The 15,528-nt window shown below is 66.1% G+C and carries 16 protein-coding genes; 8 read left to right on the forward strand and 8 right to left on the reverse strand.

Features of this window, described 5'->3' with window-relative positions:
- Positions 1-23 precede the first annotated feature (23 nt).
- The 3 genes from JIP62_RS06845 to JIP62_RS06855 are packed head-to-tail and all read left to right on the forward strand — an operon-like array spanning position 24 to position 3,228.
- The gene (locus JIP62_RS06845) at positions 24-827 is read left to right on the forward strand and encodes a DUF4198 domain-containing protein (protein ID WP_201104221.1); all 804 of its coding nucleotides are present in this window, start codon (positions 24-26) and stop codon (positions 825-827) included.
- A gap of 53 nt (positions 828-880) precedes the next feature.
- A complete protein-coding gene (locus JIP62_RS06850; protein WP_201104223.1) occupies positions 881-1,873 on the forward strand; it encodes an FAD:protein FMN transferase in 993 nt (330 codons plus the stop codon).
- Complete coding sequence (locus tag JIP62_RS06855) at positions 1,870-3,228, forward strand: sulfite reductase subunit alpha (RefSeq protein ID WP_201104225.1); 1,359 nt, start codon at positions 1,870-1,872, stop codon at positions 3,226-3,228. The genes JIP62_RS06850 and JIP62_RS06855 overlap by 4 nt, the downstream gene beginning before the upstream one ends.
- A 31-nt stretch (positions 3,229-3,259) precedes the next feature.
- Here JIP62_RS06855 and recQ read toward each other — a convergent pair whose 3' ends face one another.
- Complete coding sequence (recQ, locus tag JIP62_RS06860; RefSeq protein ID WP_201104227.1) at positions 3,260-5,158, reverse strand: DNA helicase RecQ; 1,899 nt, start codon at positions 5,156-5,158, stop codon at positions 3,260-3,262.
- A 69-nt stretch (positions 5,159-5,227) separates the two neighbouring features.
- Complete coding sequence (locus JIP62_RS06865; RefSeq protein WP_201104229.1) at positions 5,228-5,671, reverse strand: surface-adhesin E family protein; 444 nt, start codon at positions 5,669-5,671, stop codon at positions 5,228-5,230.
- A gap of 112 nt (positions 5,672-5,783) precedes the next feature.
- On the opposite strand from JIP62_RS06865, the gene JIP62_RS06870 reads away from it, so the two are divergent.
- Positions 5,784-6,659 carry an alpha/beta fold hydrolase gene (locus JIP62_RS06870; protein ID WP_201104231.1) on the forward strand — a complete coding sequence of 292 codons (876 nt, stop codon included), beginning with the start codon at positions 5,784-5,786 and terminating at the stop codon, positions 6,657-6,659.
- Positions 6,660-6,780: 121 nt separating this feature from the next.
- Here JIP62_RS06870 and lysA read toward each other — a convergent pair whose 3' ends face one another.
- From lysA to argH, 3 genes are read right to left on the reverse strand one after another with little or no spacing between them, the layout of a single operon-like run.
- Positions 6,781-8,055, reverse strand: coding sequence for a diaminopimelate decarboxylase (gene lysA, locus JIP62_RS06875; protein WP_201104232.1), 1,275 nt, complete (start codon positions 8,053-8,055; stop codon positions 6,781-6,783).
- The gene (locus JIP62_RS06880; RefSeq protein WP_201104233.1) at positions 8,052-8,288 is read right to left on the reverse strand and encodes a hypothetical protein; all 237 of its coding nucleotides are present in this window, start codon (positions 8,286-8,288) and stop codon (positions 8,052-8,054) included. Before JIP62_RS06880 ends, lysA begins: the two co-directional genes overlap by 4 nt.
- Positions 8,285-9,709, reverse strand: a complete 1,425-nt coding sequence (gene argH / locus JIP62_RS06885) for an argininosuccinate lyase (protein WP_201104234.1) — start codon at positions 9,707-9,709, stop codon at positions 8,285-8,287. Before argH ends, JIP62_RS06880 begins: the two co-directional genes overlap by 4 nt.
- On the opposite strand from argH, the gene JIP62_RS06890 reads away from it, so the two are divergent.
- The gene (locus JIP62_RS06890; RefSeq protein WP_201104235.1) at positions 9,708-10,337 is read left to right on the forward strand and encodes a TlpA family protein disulfide reductase; all 630 of its coding nucleotides are present in this window, start codon (positions 9,708-9,710) and stop codon (positions 10,335-10,337) included. The two genes, argH and JIP62_RS06890, sit on opposite strands and share 2 nt — an antisense overlap.
- Positions 10,338-10,340: 3 nt before the next feature.
- Here the strand turns inward: JIP62_RS06890 and JIP62_RS06895 are convergent, their stop codons facing one another.
- On the reverse strand, positions 10,341-10,670 hold the full coding sequence (locus tag JIP62_RS06895) for a hypothetical protein (protein ID WP_201104236.1): 330 nt from the start codon (positions 10,668-10,670) through the stop codon (positions 10,341-10,343).
- Between the two features lie 116 nt (positions 10,671-10,786).
- A complete protein-coding gene (locus tag JIP62_RS06900) occupies positions 10,787-11,686 on the reverse strand; it encodes a LysR substrate-binding domain-containing protein (RefSeq protein ID WP_201104237.1) in 900 nt (299 codons plus the stop codon).
- Between the two features lie 120 nt (positions 11,687-11,806).
- On the opposite strand from JIP62_RS06900, the gene JIP62_RS06905 reads away from it, so the two are divergent.
- Positions 11,807-12,136 carry a nuclear transport factor 2 family protein gene (locus JIP62_RS06905; protein ID WP_201104239.1) on the forward strand — a complete coding sequence of 110 codons (330 nt, stop codon included), beginning with the start codon at positions 11,807-11,809 and terminating at the stop codon, positions 12,134-12,136.
- On the forward strand, positions 12,133-12,921 hold the full coding sequence (locus JIP62_RS06910) for an SDR family oxidoreductase (RefSeq protein WP_201104241.1): 789 nt from the start codon (positions 12,133-12,135) through the stop codon (positions 12,919-12,921). Before JIP62_RS06905 ends, JIP62_RS06910 begins: the two co-directional genes overlap by 4 nt.
- A 503-nt stretch (positions 12,922-13,424) precedes the next feature.
- Here the strand turns inward: JIP62_RS06910 and JIP62_RS06915 are convergent.
- Complete coding sequence (locus JIP62_RS06915) at positions 13,425-13,757, reverse strand: hypothetical protein (protein ID WP_143105871.1); 333 nt, start codon at positions 13,755-13,757, stop codon at positions 13,425-13,427.
- A gap of 233 nt (positions 13,758-13,990) precedes the next feature.
- Between JIP62_RS06915 and JIP62_RS06920 the strand changes: the two genes are divergently transcribed.
- A complete protein-coding gene (locus JIP62_RS06920; protein WP_230974889.1) occupies positions 13,991-15,475 on the forward strand; it encodes an MFS transporter in 1,485 nt (494 codons plus the stop codon).
- Positions 15,476-15,528 lie beyond the last annotated feature (53 nt).

Raw genomic sequence — 15,528 nt, forward strand, 5'->3', positions numbered from 1 at the left:
TCTTTGAACAAGGACCGTCTGTGATGAAGAAGCGTTTCGCCCTGGTCGCCCTGGCCGCCGCCGCCCTGGCCCTGCCCTTCGCAGCCCAGGCCCACCGCGCCTGGCTGGCGCCCAGCTCCACCGTCCTGTCCGGGGCAGAAGCCTGGGTGACGTTCGACGCGGGCATGTCGAACGGCGTCTTCATCGCCGACCATGCGGCCATGCGCCTGGATGGTCTGACCATCACCGCGCCCGACGGCTCAGCTCTGGAGGCGCAGAACATGATGCGCGGGCGCTATCGCTCGACCTTCGACCTGCACCTGACGCAGCAGGGAACCTATCGCATCGCGAACGTGACCAGCGGCATGAGCGCGACCTACAAGCTGAACGGCGAGGACCAGCGCTGGCGCGGCTCGGCGGCTGAATTCCCCGCTGCCATTCCGGCCGGGGCCACGGACGTGGTCGCCACCCGCAATGCCAACCGGATCGAGACCTATGTGACCTTGGGGGCCCCGACAGACAGCGTCTTCACGATCAAGGGCGACGGCATCGAACTGGTCCCCGTCACCCACCCCAACGACCTGGTCGCCGGTGAAGCCGCCACCTTCAAGCTGACCGTCGACGGTCTGCCGGCCCAGGGCCTGGAAGTGACGATCGCACGCGGCGGCTCGCGTTATCGCGACAATCCCGAGGAGATGACCGTGACGACCGGGGCCGATGGGGCCTTCTCGGTCACCTGGCCCGAGGCGGGGATGTATTGGGTGAACGCCCAGGTTCGCAAACCTGCTCAAGGCGCTGACGTTGCCACCAGCGCCCAGTACAACGGCTCGCTGGAAGTGCTCCCCTGACCGACGCCGCTCCCCCTGTCCAGGATCGTACCAACCGCGTCCTGATTCCGCCGATGCGGACCGCGCCCCAGCGGCCGCCCAGCGACCTGGTCTGGTCGCTGCAGGGCCAGACCATGGGCACGACGTGGTCGGCACGCGTCGTGCCTGCGCCCGGCTCCGATCAGGCCGCGCTTCAAGCCGCCATCGAGGCCGAGCTGACGACGGTGGTCAATCTGTTCAGTCATTGGGAGCCGCGCAGCGAGCTGTCGCGGTTCAACAATGCGCCTGCCGGGGTGTGGGCGGTGTCGCAGGGCTTCTGGGACCTGCTGACCGCGTCACTGGACATCGCCGACGACACGGATGGTGCCGTCGATCCGACGCTGGGAGCGGTCGTAGATCTGTGGGGGTTCGGCCCGCCCGGTCCGCGTCCCGCCAACGATCCCGTGCCGAGCGACGAGGCCATAGCGGCGGCCCTGTCGGTCAGCGGTTTCCAGGCCCTGCGGCTGAACCGGGATGCCCGGGGCGTGATGCAGCCGGGCGGCATGCGACTGGACCTGTCGGCTATTGCCAAGGGCCATGCCGTCGATCGGGTCTCGGCCCGCCTCGAACAGGAGGGTGCGACCTCGCACCTGATCGAGATCGGCGGCGAGCTGAAGGGGCGGGGCGTCAAGCCGGACGGCCAGCCCTGGTGGGTCGAGATCGAGGGCCCGCCCGGTTCGACGGCACAGCGTACCGTCGTGGCTCTGTTCGACCTGGCCGTGGCCACGTCCGGTGACTATCGCCGGGCGTTCCAGCATCAGGGGCGGACCTATCCGCACACCATCTCGGGCCGCACGGGCCGACCCGTGGACCATGGACTGGTGTCGGTCACCGTCTTTCATGAACAGGCCATGATGGCCGATGCCTGGTCCACGGCCCTGACGGTCATGGGACCGGTCGAGGGCCCGCCGTTTGCCGATGCCATGGGCCTGGCCGCCTGTTTCACCTCGCGCGACGACCAAGGGCTGATCGAGATCGTCACTCCCGCATGGCATGCCATGATGGAAGAGGACGAGACGGCCGCGTGACCACCGATCCGATCCGCTGGGCCTGGGCGGCAGGACTGCTGCTGGCATGGCTGGGGCTGATCGCCCTGATGGTCTTGCAGAAGCGGCGCGCGCGCCGCCCACTCCAGACGCCGACCGCAGACGGCTGGACCGTCGTGTTTGCCAGCCAGACCGGCTTTGCCGAGGAACTGGCGGTCATGACCGCCGAAACCCTGCGCCAGGCGGGCAAGGTGGCCAACCTCATCTCGATTTCCGATGTCGACCTGAACGCTCTGAAGCAGGCTCGCCACCTTTTGTGGATCGTCAGCACGACGGGCGAGGGCGATGCGCCCGACAGCGCCGCGCGCTTCGTGCGACAGGCCATGGCGGCACCGGCGGGTCTTGAGGGCGTGTCCTATGGCCTGCTGTCTCTGGGTGATCGCAGCTATCGCCAGTATTGCGGCTTCGGTCGGGCCCTGGACAGCTGGCTGCGGCGTTCGGGGGCCGAGGTGCTGTTTGACCCGGTCGAGGTCGACAACGGCGATCCAGGGGCCATCCGCCACTGGCAGCATCAGATCGGCCTGCTGACCGGCGGAACGACTGAGCCCGACTGGGCCCCGGCCGCTCTGGATCGCTGGACGCTGATCGAGCGCCGCCTTCTCAACCCCGCCAGTCCGGGAGGCCAAGCCTGGCACCTGGCCTTCCAGCCGGTGGACGGCACCCCGGACTGGCAGGCTGGCGATATCGCCGAGATCGGTGTTCCCGTCGCCGCAGGTCAGGACCAGACGACCCTCGCCACGCGCGAATACTCCGTGGCTTCCCTGCCATCGGACGGACGGATCGAGCTGTTGGTCCGATTGATGATGCGGCCCGACGGAACGCCGGGACTGGCCTCTGGCTGGCTGACGCAGCAGGCGGCGATCGGCGACGAGGTGGCGTTGCGGGTTCGGACCAACCGCGGATTCCATGGACCGCCGGCCGATGTGCCGCTGATCCTGATCGGAAATGGGACGGGCCTGGCGGGACTTCGGGCCCATCTGAAGACCCGGGCCCTGTCCCCGAACCGCGCCGAGACCTGGCTGCTGTTCGGGGAGCGGACATCGGCTCACGACGCCTTCTATGACGATGAACTGACGGCCTGGCGGACATCGGGCATTCTGAGCCGCCTGGACCGGGCGTATTCGCGCGATCCGGGCGACGGTCGATATGTCCAGCATCTGGTCGCCGAACAGGCCGCCGAGATCGCCGCCTGGGTCGAGCGCGGAGCATTCATCCTGGTCTGCGGCAGCCTGGAAGGCATGGCCCTCGGCGTGAACGCCGCGCTGGAGGCGGCCCTGGCCCGCGAGCGCCTGATGGAACTGACCGAAACCGGCCGCTATCGCCGCGACGTCTACTGACGCCACCGCCCATCGGCATTGAAGGCCATACTCAGGATGTCTCGCTCGACCGAGCAAGCGCCTGAAGCAGACTGGGCCCATAGCGGTCCAGCTTTCCGGCTCCGACGCCGGCGATATGGGCCAGCGCCGCCATGTCGCGCGGGCGACGGATCGCGATGTCCAGCAAGGTCTTGTCCTGGAAGATCACATAGGGCGGCACATGCTGTTCGGCAGCGCGCTCGCGCCGCCAGGCCCGCAGAGCTTCGAACACGGCACGGGCATCGGCATCCATTGCATCCAGCGCCACATTGCGTCCGTCGCGCGAACGCTGGCGGGGATTGCCGGACCGGCTCGACGCATCAAAGACACGCGGGGCGCGGCGAGTGTGGATGGTCCGCTGGCCCCGATAGACGGCCCGGACGGCCTCGGCTTCGCCCAGCTGCAGCAAAGGCTTCCCCTCATTGGCATCCTCGACCAGCAGGCCCTCAAACAAGAGGTGGTCGATGATCTCGCGCCAGCCGTCAGGCGAGATGTCCCGGCCGATCGCCCAGGTCGACAGGGCAGCCTCGTCAGCGCGGACGTCCTTGGTCTTGCCCAGCAGGTGATCGATCACCCGGGTTCGGCCAAACCGTTCGCCCAGGCGCTGCACGGCGGCCAGGGCCTTCTGCGCCGCCACCGTCGTGTCGCTGAGGGTCGGGGGGTCCATACACAGGTCGCAAACGCCGCACACATCGGCGCTCGCCTCGCCGAAATAACGCCGCACGGCCTGGGGCCGGCAGGTCGCGCCGTCCAGCATGGCGAACAGCTGACGCGCCTTGCGCACCTGCACAGCCTTGACCTCCTCGACCATCGGGCGGCTGTCCAGCCGCTTCAGGCTCCAGGCGATGTCGGATGGACCGTACAGGGTGATTCCGTCCGCCGGCTCGCCGTCCCGCCCGGCCCGGCCGATCTCCTGCCAATAGGCTTCGATCGAGGCGGGAGGATCGGCATGGATGACGAAACGCACGTCCGGCTTGTCCACCCCCATGCCAAAGGCGATGGTCGCCACCATCACAGCCCCGTCTTCTGCCAGAAAACGCTCCAGACGCCGGTCACGGGCTCGGGCGTCAAATCCGGCGTGGTAGGCGATGGCGTTGACCCCTGCGGCCACCAGGGTGTCGGCCACGCGCTCGCAGCCATCGCGCGACCCGCAATAGACGACGCCTGATCGGCCCCGGCGTTCCAGCACCAGTTCGGTGACCCGGGCATCGGTGCGGGCTCGTGAACCGTTCACCTTGCGCTCGGCACTCAGCTGCAGGTTTGGCCGGGCAAAGCTGTCGACGAAGACCCGCGCCCCCTCCAGCCGCAGCGAAGCCAGGATGTCCTCACGCGTTCGGGCATCGGCCGTGGCCGTGACCGCGATGCGCGGCACGCCCGGAAACAGGTCGCGAAGACGGCCCAGGGCGCGATAGTCGGGCCGGAAATCGTGCCCCCACTGACTGACGCAATGGGCCTCGTCGATGGCGATCAACGACAGCGGCAGGTTCGCCAACCGGTCGATCAGGTGGGGCTGGGCCAGACCTTCGGGCGACACGTACAAAAGGTCCAGATCGCCCGCCGCCGCCTGACGCCAGATGGCCGATCGGTCGTCCATCGACAGGCTGGAATCGAGACGGGCTGCGGCCACGCCCTGCTGCCTCAAGGCTTCGACCTGATCGGTCATCAGGGCGATCAGCGGCGAGACCACCAGCCCAAGGCCGGGCCGCAGCAGGGCCGGGATCTGATAGCAGACACTCTTTCCGCCCCCGGTCGGCAACACCGCCAGCGCATCGCGTCCGGCCAGGACCTCGGCGATGACCTCGGCCTGCAGTCCGCGAAAGTCGGAATGCCCCCAGATCCGCTCCAGCGTCGCCCGCGCCTGTGTCAGCGGATCCGGGGCGAGCGGATCGATGGAAACTGAGTCGGTCGGCATGGGCGGCTTTTGCCTGAATCGCCGTCGGCTGGCGAGGGGCAGGCTTGGCCGCTCAAGCCCAGCCCTGGGTCAGCTCCCCCGGCCCGAGGTCATATAGGCCTGCAGGCTGGGCCAGGTTTGCGACTGCGGCGATCGATCCCCACCGCAAGCCACCGCCTGCATATAGTCGAAGAAGTTGGAGCGGCCGATGTCATCCCACGGGGCCTCTGGTTCGTCGAACTGATCGATCAGGGCTCCATCCGGGCCGTATTCGCTGGCTCCCAGAAACCGGACCTGTCTGGCACTGCACCGAAAGGCATAGCTGTCGACCACATGGCTGAGGTCGCCGGGATTGGCAGGGGCCTTGCGAACGCGCGCGATCCGCATGGTCGTGACGCCATCCACCACGGCGATACTGTCGACATCGGCCAGATAGGCCGTCGTGTTATTGCTGGAGAACAGGTGCCAATCCTCTGCAATCGCGCTGGTGCCCACTGCAGAAAAAACGGCCAGAGCGGCCAACAGGGTCTTCATCGTAAGTCTCCTCCCCCGGAAAGCGACAAGCCCGTATGATCCTCCGCTCACGCCGTTTTGCAAGTGGTCGGGTCGTCGCGACATCGCCGCGATTGGGGCCTAATCTGGGCTCATGACCCTCCGCTTTCTTCTGGCCCTTTTCGTTCTGTTCGCGGCCGGGACCGCCCAGGCCCAGGTCGCACCTTTCCGGTCGGACCGGATCGTGGTGGAGGTGCAGGGTCGCGGCCCTGATGTCATCCTGATCCCCGGCCTGGCCTCGACTGCGGAGGTCTGGCGCCGGACGGCGGACCGACTGGACGATCGCTACCGCGTGCATCTGGTGTCGGTCCGGGGGTTCGGTGACCTGCCGGTCGGAGCCAATCAGTCAGGCGCGATCAGCGGACCGGTGGCGGGCGAGGTCCGTCGCTATATCGCCAGCCAGGGCCTGAGCCGCCCCGCTCTGATCGGTCATTCCATGGGCGGTCAGATCGCCTTGAGAATCGCGGCCGATGCCCGCGATGGCGTGGGCCGGGTCATGGTGGTGGATGCCTCGCCCTTCTTTCCGGCCCTGGTCAATCCGGGGGCTACGGTCGGCGATATCGAACCGATTGCCCAGATCGCCTATCAGGCCCTGATTTTCTTTGGCGATCAGGCCTTGGTTGATCGTGGACGCGCCCTTAGGCTGGAACTGGGCAACGCTTCGGAGGCCCTGTTCAACGGCATGGGGTGGCAGGGCGGCGACCGCCGGGTACTGGCGCGGGGCCTGTATGAGGTGATGACTCTGGATCTGAGGCACCGGCTGCCCGACATCACGGCACCGGTGACCGTCGTCTATGGCTGGAGCCGGGACGACCGCTCGCCCCGCCGCGACATCGACCGGCTGTTGCGCGCCGCCTATTCCACCCTGCGCCGCCCTGCCCGGTTCGAACCCATCGAGGGGGCCGAGCATATGGTGATGATCGATCAGCCGACGCGCTTCATGGCCGCTGTGGAACGCTTTCTCGCCTAGAGCCTGATCGGTTGAGGTGGAATCGCTTCGCGATTCCGCCGATGCCGTGAATCAGGCTCCAGCATTGATCCTGGAGCGAAGATCTGGGTTCGGATGCGATCGCATCCGAACCGATTTCGCTCTAGAGCCAGTAGGCCTTGAGCTCTCGCGACAGCATCTCCTCATACGACGGACGGCGGCGCGTAATGGCATAGCGATCCTGCTGGACCAGCACCTCGGGCACCAGGGGGCGGCTGTTGTACTCGCCGGCCATCACGGCTCCATAGGCCCCGGCTCCGCGAAACACGACCAGGTCTCCGGCCTGCAAGGGCGGCAAGGAGCGGTCACGGGCAAAGGTGTCGCCCGTCTCGCAAACCGGCCCCACGACGTCATGGAGCACGGGGTCGCCTGGCCGGGTCCGCACCGGCTCGATCTCGTGGAAGGCGTCATAAAGGGCCGGACGCATCAGGTCGTTCATGGCGGCATCCAGCACCAGGAACCGCCGCCCGTCCGACCGCTCGTTGACCTGGATCACACGGCTCAACAGCAGTCCGGCATTGGCGGCCAGAAGGCGCCCGGGCTCAAAGGCCGCCTCGACACCCAGGCCGTCCAGAACCTCTGCTGCCATGGCGACATAGTCGGTCGGCGCGGGGGTAGCGGCCATGCCGTGATAGGGCACGCCCAGACCGCCCCCAAGGTCCAGCCGTTCGACGGGCATTCCCTGGGCTCGCAGCGCCAGCGTCATGTCGCGCAACACGCCAAAGGCCGACCGCAGCGGGTCCAGCGTGGTGATCTGGCTGCCGATGTGACAGGCCAGACCGACAGGACGGACATGAGGCGAAGCTGCGGCGCGCGCATAGAGATCCAGCGCCTCACTCACCGGAACGCCGAACTTGTCGCCCGATCCGCCGGTGGTGATCTTGGCATGCCCACCCGCGCCGACGTTCGGATTCACCCGGATGGCAATGTCCGCGCGCACGCCAAGGCCCGCCGCCACGACGATCAGCCGCTCCAGCTCGACGGCCGATTCGACATTGATCTGGCGAACGCCAGTCTTGATGGCAAAGGCCAGTTCGGCATCGGTCTTGCCCACGCCGGACAGGATGATCCGGTCGGCAGGCACGCCGGCGGCCAGGGCCCGGCGCATCTCGCCTTCCGACACAGTATCGGCGCCGCAACCCATCCGGGCCAGGGTGGCCAGGACCGACAGATTGCTGTTCGCCTTGACCGCAAAGGCGATCAACGCCTCACCCAGCGCCGGACGGTGCGCGGCCACAGCATCACGCATCAGGCCATAGTGCCGCTCCAGCGTGGCGGTGGAATACACATAGACCGGCGTGCCGACGTCTTCGGCTATGGCTTCCAGCGAGACGGCCTCAGCGTGCAAGGCCCCGTCGCGAACGTCGAAATGATTCATCCTTGGTTGGGCGTCGCGCCCGAACCGCCATAGGGGCTGGACGGCCCCCCATCGATCGGCACCTGGCTGTTGGGCCGGTTCTGCGTCGCCGGTTCGGGCAGGTCCTCGGCATTGCTGCTGCGCATGCCGCGCTCGGTGCGGCGCTCGGGCGCTTCCAGATCGGCCATGCGACCGCAGGCGGCGGTCCCGGCCAGGATCAGGAGAACGGCGCTGAGGGGGAGGAGCTTGCTCATGACAGACGCGACTTCCATTCGGCGATACGCGCGCGGACCTGCTCCGGCGCCGTGCCGCCGAAACTCTGGCGACTGGCGCAGGAAGCCTCAGGGGTCAGCACCTTGTAAACCTCTGACGTGATGCCGGGCTCCAAAGCCTGCAGTTCGGCCAGGGGCAGTTGCGACAGGTCCACACCCAGGCCCTCGGCCCGCTTCACCGCATGGCCGGTCACATGGTGCGCCTTGCGGAACGGCAGGTTCAGTTCCCTGACCAGCCAGTCGGCCAGATCCGTGGCGGTGGAAAAGCCCGATCCGGCCGCTACTCGCATTCGTTCCGTGTTCGGAATCAGGGCCGCAACCATGGCCGTCATGGCCCCTGTCGCCAGGTCCAGCGCATCGAACGCCTGGAACACCGGCGGCTTGTCCTCCTGCATGTCCTTGGAATAGGCCAGCGGCAGGCCCTTCATGACCGTGGACAGGGCGACGAAGGCCCCCATGACCCGGCCGGCCTTGGCCCGCACCAGTTCGGCCGCATCCGGATTGCGCTTCTGCGGCATGATCGACGAACCCGTCGTCAGGTCGTCGGGCAGGGTGACGAAGCCGAACTGCGGCGTCATCCAGATCACAATCTCCTCGGCCAGCCGCGACAGATGCCCGGCGCAGATCGAGGCAGCGGCCAGGGTCTCCAGCGCGAAATCGCGATCGGACACGGCGTCCAGGCTGTTGCCCATGGGCCGGTCGAAACCCAGCTCGGCGGCCGTGGCGTGGCGATTGATCGGAAAGGGCGAGCCGGCCAGGGCGGCGGCACCCAGCGGGTTCTCGTTCATCCGCGCGCGGGCGTCGGCAAAACGAGAAACGTCCCGGCCGAACATCTCCACATAGGCCATCAGATGATGACCCAGCGTCACCGGCTGGGCGGGTTGCAGGTGCGTGAAACCGGGCATCAGGTCCGCCGCATGGTCGGCAGCCCGGGCCAGCAGAGCCCGTTGCAGTCCCTGCAACTGTTCGATCGTGCGGTCGCAGGCATCGCGGACCCACAGGCGGAAGTCGGTGGCCACCTGATCGTTACGGCTGCGGGCCGTGTGGAGACGACCTGACGGTTCGCCGATCAGCTCGGACAGCCGGGCCTCCACATTCATGTGGATGTCCTCGAACGCGTCGCGGAAGGGAAAGCGGCCCTCCCGGATTTCGGCCTCGATCGTGTCCAGGCCCGACAGGATGGCTTGAGCATCCGATCCGGTCAGAATGCCCGTCGCGGCCAGCATGCGGCAATGAGCCCGTGAGCCCCGCAGATCCTGTTCCCACAGGCGTTGATCGACGCCGATGGAGACGTTGATCGCCTGCATAATTTCACTGGGCTTGGCGTTGAAGCGTCCACCCCATAGTGTCTGTCCCTTGGGACCGTCCGTTTCGGGCGAAGCAGGATCGGATGTCTGGGGCATGGGGGGCTCGAAACGAGGCGGCTGGATGGTGGCGGCGGGGATGGCGCTGATCGTTTTGATCGGGGCCGGGGCCGGGTCGCTATACGCCATGAAAGCCGGGCCGTTCAAAGACTCCGCGCCTGCGGCAACGGAAAAGAGCGCTCTTTCCCGCTATGCGGTGGGGTCTCTGGCGCGTCTGGAGACGCCCGCGGCCCTGACCACAGCGCCGGAACATGGGTTCAAGGACCGCAATGGTGCCGATGTCCGCTTCTCGGATTTCCGGGGCAAGGTGGTGGTGGTCAACCTGTGGGCCATGTGGTGCGCGCCCTGCCGCACGGAAATGCCCACCCTGGCGCGCCTTGCTCAGGTTTATGAAGGGACCGACCTGATCGTCCTGCCGGTCAATGTCGATGCCACGCCGGACGCCATCGCCGATGCCAGAAGCTTCATCGACGTGCACGAGCCGCTGCCGATGTACAGCGATCCCGCCTTCCAGCTGCCCTTCCTCTTCCCCGGTGCCGGCAAGATGCCTCAGACGATCCTGCTGGATCGCCAGGGGCGGATTCGGGCGTCGTTTTCGGGCGAGGCAGACTGGGCCAGCGCCGAGGCGCGGGCCCTGGTCGATGCCGTCCTGGCCGAGGAAGGTTAAGCCTTACTGGCGGGTGTCGGTCGCGGGATCGACGGCACCCGGCCGCCCTTCGGCCGCAGCTTCGGCCTGATTGGTTTCCAGGCGATCCGCCAGATCGCCGGCGCCTTCTTCGACTGCCTGAGCGGCCTTCATGGCACCCGATTCGATGACCTCGCCGGCCTGGGCCGCGCCCGCCTGGAGGTCGTTGCCGACTTCCGAGGCCACCGCGCCGGTCTCGGCCGCCGCCTCATTGGTCTCGGCCTGAACTTCGTCTTGCTCAGCCTCGGTGCAGGCCACCAGGCCCAGCGACATAGCCACGGCGACGGCCATCAGGGTGCGGGGACGAAAGGTCATGATGCGATCTCGCTGAAGGTTCGGAGTTAAGCCAACAACGCCGATCCTTCCGCACGGTTGCAGGGCAGCACCTGCCAAAGGGTCACCCCCTGCCCGTCCGGGCCCTTGTGCCTCCGTCAGTCCCTCGCCCCAGAGCGGCGGGCAAAGGCGATAAAGGCCATAAAGGCGGCCGTGGGGTTCCTGCAATTGGGATAGTAGAGGCTCAAGGGAGGCAGGGCGGGCATCCAGTCGTTCAGCACACAGACGAGGCGGCCGGCCTCGATGTCGTCGCGCACGTCGGACTCCATGGCCAGGGCCAAGCCCATCGAGCCCAGAGCGGCAGTGCGGGCCAAGCTCGCCTCGTCCAGGGTCAGTGGGCCGGAGACGTCGATATGAACCGTTTTCCCGCCTATCTCGAACGGCCAGCGGTGGATGGCCCCGTTGGGCAGCCGAACACGCAGGCAGGCATGGTCGGCGAGCGCCTGAGGGGTCAGCGGCGTCCCCCGCGCTCGCAGATAATCCGGCGAGCCCACCACGACATTTCGCCGCTCCGGACCTAGCGGCAGGGCAAACATGTCCGCTGGCACGAGATCGGCACTTCTGATCCCGAAGTCGAACCCGCCCGCGACGATGTCCACCAACCGTCCCTCCGTGACGATATCGATATGGATCTGAGGGTGCAGGCGTTGAAACGGCAGGATCAGCGAGACGAAGATCTCTCGCGCCGCCGTCGGAAAGGCATTGATGCGAAGGGTCCCCGAAGGGGTCTCCTGGCGTGATCGGACGCCATCCATGGCGGCATGAATGTCACGGAGGGCCGGAGCGACCTGGGCGACGAACTGCTCGCCTGCCTCGGTCAGGGAAACGCTCCGCGTGGTCCGATTGAAAAGCCGGACACCCAGCGTCCGCTCCAGCTTTCCGATCGCATTGCTGAGCGCGGTCGTGGACATGCCAAGCTCGATAGCGGCCGTTCGGTACTTCCCATGTCGGGCGACCATGAGAACCGCTTCCAGCTCTGAGAGGCTATTTTTCGGCATTGTCCCGTTTTTCGCGACACATCATGCCACTTTGTCCCGATTATCGCGGCAGATGTCTAGGGCTACCTTGGGGTGATGAAACGAAGCCTCGCTCGGTTTCGCGCACAGCAGAGGACAACCATGACTCTTCAACTTCCGGATCCCATCGCCGCCTTTGTCGCGGCCAATGCCCGACTGGACATCAATGCCATGTTGGAGCCTTTCGCTCCTGACGCCGTGGTGATCGACAATGGCAGCCGCCATGCCGGGCGCGCAGAGCTGAGGGCCCTGTTCGAAGACCAAGTCCTGCCCGTCAAAGCCATCTTTACCCCCGACAGCCTCCGGCATCAGGACGGTCAGGTGGTCGTCGAGGGCCCGGCGCATGGCGATTTCAAGGGCAGCCCCATTCGCTTCACCTATCGCTTCGACCTCGAAGGCGATGCCATCACGGCCCTGGAGATCACGGCATGAGCGCGCCCATCGATCCTGCTGAGTTTGCAGGCAAACGCGTGCTCGTCAGCGGCGGCACCAAGGGACTGGGGCGGGCGACCGTTGATCGGTTCCGGGCTGGCGGTGCCAGGGTGGTCGCAGCCGCCCGCGGCGCGAGCGAGCCGCTCGACAATGTCGAGTTCGTCCAAGCCGATCTGACAACGGCCGAGGGCGGCCAAACTGTCGCCGCTGCCGCTCTCAGGCACATGGGCGGTGTCGACATTCTGGCGCATGTGATCGGCGGCTCCACGACCCCCGGCGGCGGCTTTGCGGCCCTGACGGACGCCTACTGGCTGTCGGAGCTGAACCTGAACCTGCTGGCTACGGTCCGCCTGGATCGCCTGCTGATTCCCCAGATGATAGAGCGCGGCTCGGGGGCGGTTGTCCATGTGACGTCGATCCAGTCCGTCCTGCCGCTGCCGGAGGCCACGACGGCCTATGCCGCCGCCAAGGCGGCCCTGCGGACCTACAGCAAGTCCCTCTCCAAGGAGGTCGGCCCCAAAGGCGTCAGGGTCAACACGGTCTCTCCGGGCTGGATCATGACCGAAGGCTCCGATGTGTTCCTCAAACGCATACAGGCGGCCAACGGCGGAACGCTCGAAGACGCCAGACAGTCCGTCCTCTCTGCTCTTGGCGGCATCTCGATCGGCCGCGGGGCCGAACCGCGCGAAGTGGCCGACCTGATCGCCTATCTGGGTTCGGACCGCGCCGCCGCGATCCATGGTGCAGAGTTCGTCATCGACGGCGGCACGGTACCGTCCGTGTAGGCCGATGGGATGAAGGCTGCCTGGCGCCGGAGCCTTCATCCTCCATCATTCCGCGCCGGTTGGGTTTCCTGCCGTCCGCACCGCTCGACGGGCAAGCCGTCCAGCGGCGTATCGCGGTCTCTAAGGAAAATGGTGGCTGGAGGCGGGCTCGAACCGCCGACCTGTGGGTTATGAAGGCTTTGCGCAGGAGGCCTTAGCAGATTGATCCGGCAGGGACTTTTCCGCTCCCCCTAAGCCCACTCCGGGACTATTCCGGGGCCATTGTGTTGCGCCCGAGTTTTCTGGTCGGCAACTTCGACACCTGCCTCGAATGGCGGAACCAGGTGATTATGTGGCAGGGCTGGTGTGCCGACCAGTCTGCGAACTGTGCCAAGAGTCTGTTGCCGGACAGGGGTGGAAACTCGATGTCTTCGGTTATTGATCGCTCCATGTCCGCTTCGCGCCCGACACGCTAGGACTGCTACCGACCCATTGCGGTCTTAGACCGATATAGACCGATCGGACTACCGTTGCGCCGCCTGCAATCGACGGAGACCGGCATGAGCAGCCAGAAGAGCAAGGCTCCAGAAGACTGCGTTGATCAGGAATGGAGGCCAATCGAACCGATCAGCGGCAAACCAAACCTCCATGATGTCGGCGGTGCGGACGACCGACATACCGAGATAGTCGCGCACAAACATCAGGGGCCAGCCGGTTGCGACGACGGCGCACCCTGACTCACATCCCATGATTTCCGGATAAACAGCCGAGGCCGAACGCTCTCCGACGAACGTGGACAACAGCGTCAGCATCGTTCCGGCAACGCAATACAAGGACAGGGTAAGAGCAGCCTTCATGCCCACGGCGTATGGTCGGCGAAGCGGGCCGTCAACGTCCGCATCCCACCCTTAAGCGACGGTCCGCTCCCGACCCATATCGGACCTTCATCCAACGGTTGCCAAGTAGTAGCTTTGCCTCGAGATCGAACTCGGCTACGCGCGAGTGATCCTTGGGGGAACGAAATTTGCTTCAATCTCGCAGAAATGCCTGGGCCTTCTGGCTGGGTTGCTTGGTAGTCACGATAGGGGTGGTGTTGCACCTGCCCATGTACTGGATGGGCCGCGACATGGGGTTCCAGCTAGTCGGGATGGCCATGGACGCCGGGATGATGTGGGGCATGGCCGCGATCTTGGTTGGGATTGCGCTGACCGGTTATGGTCTGTTGCCGGCAACGATCGAGGTTGCGGCGACCGCCGAAATCATAGCCCCGCCGGAGGATGCGCCGCTGACGCGAGCGCACTGGGGCATGATGGCGTTGCTGGCCTTGGCCTTGATTATCGACATCATGAAACCGGCCAGCTTGGGTTTTGTTACGCCTGGGATGAGCGCCGAGTATGGCGTCGGCGGTGCCATGGTGGCGGTTCTGCCCTTCGCTGCACTGTCGGGAACAGTGGTTGGCTCTTTCGTCTGGGGTTGGCTCGCCGACATCTACGGTCGCCGAGCCACGATCCTGCTGTCCAGCGTGATGTTTATCGGTACGTCGATCTGCGGAGCCATGCCGGATTTCTGGTGGAATGTCGGCATGTGCTTTCTCATGGGCGCGGCGGCTGGCGGCATGTTGCCGGTGGCCTACGCTCTCTTGGCTGAGATCATGCCGACTAAGCATCGCGGCTGGGCCCTGGTCTTAGTGGGGGGCATAGGGGCGGTAGGTGGCTATTTCGCCGCCAGCGTCTTGGCCGCTTGGCTGCAACCGGATTGGGGCTGGCGCATCATGTGGTTCCTGAACCTGCCGACAGGCCTGCTGCTGATCGCGCTCAGCCCACTGCTGCCCGAGTCCGCTCGGTTTCTGCAGCACATCGGCCGGATAGACGAGGCGCGAGCCGTGCTGGCCCGGTTCGGAGCGGTCGTTCGCTCAAACGCCGAGGATCAGCCTGGGCCGACGCGGGGAGATCACTCGCATCTCCCCCCCGTCGATCGTCGGCACCTGGGCGTGACCGTCGCGCTCACGCTTGCAGCGCTAAGTTGGGGGCTGGTCAACTTTGGTCTTCTGTTGTGGCTGCCGGGTGCTCTGGTCGCCGAAGGACGCAGCATGGAAGCTGCGGGGGGCCTGATCGCCAAATCGACCCTTATCGCCGCTCCGACCGTGCTGGTATCTGTCTGGCTGTACAGCCGATGGTCCACCAAGAAGTCGCTCGCCTTGATGTTGGGCGTCACTGCGTTGGGCCTCGTCGGGTTCCTCATGCGGGGTGCGGGCGTAGAGTGGCTGGCGGACCCAATCGCTCCCCTTGCACTTCTGATCGTCGGGTCCAGCGGCGTAATTTCGATCATTCTACCGTACACAGCCGAGAACTATCCGTTGCGGATACGTGGCCGAGCAACGGGCTGGATCGCCGGGTGTTCAAAGCTCGGCGGCTTGCTGGCTCAGGGGCTGAGCGTCGCGGCCCTGACGCCGCCGTTCGGGGTAGCGGCGGCATTAATTGGCGTACCGATGGCTGGAGCTCTAATATTAATCCTCTGGCTGGGTCGCGAGACTCGAGGGCGGGACCTTCGCGACCTCGAAGAAACCGAGCTTTGACACAAGTAGATCGCGTTGTGGTGTCGATCGACGGCCTTTTTGGAACGCCGCCA

Source organism: Brevundimonas vitisensis (assembly GCF_016656965.1).
Taxonomy (GTDB): domain Bacteria; phylum Pseudomonadota; class Alphaproteobacteria; order Caulobacterales; family Caulobacteraceae; genus Brevundimonas; species Brevundimonas vitisensis.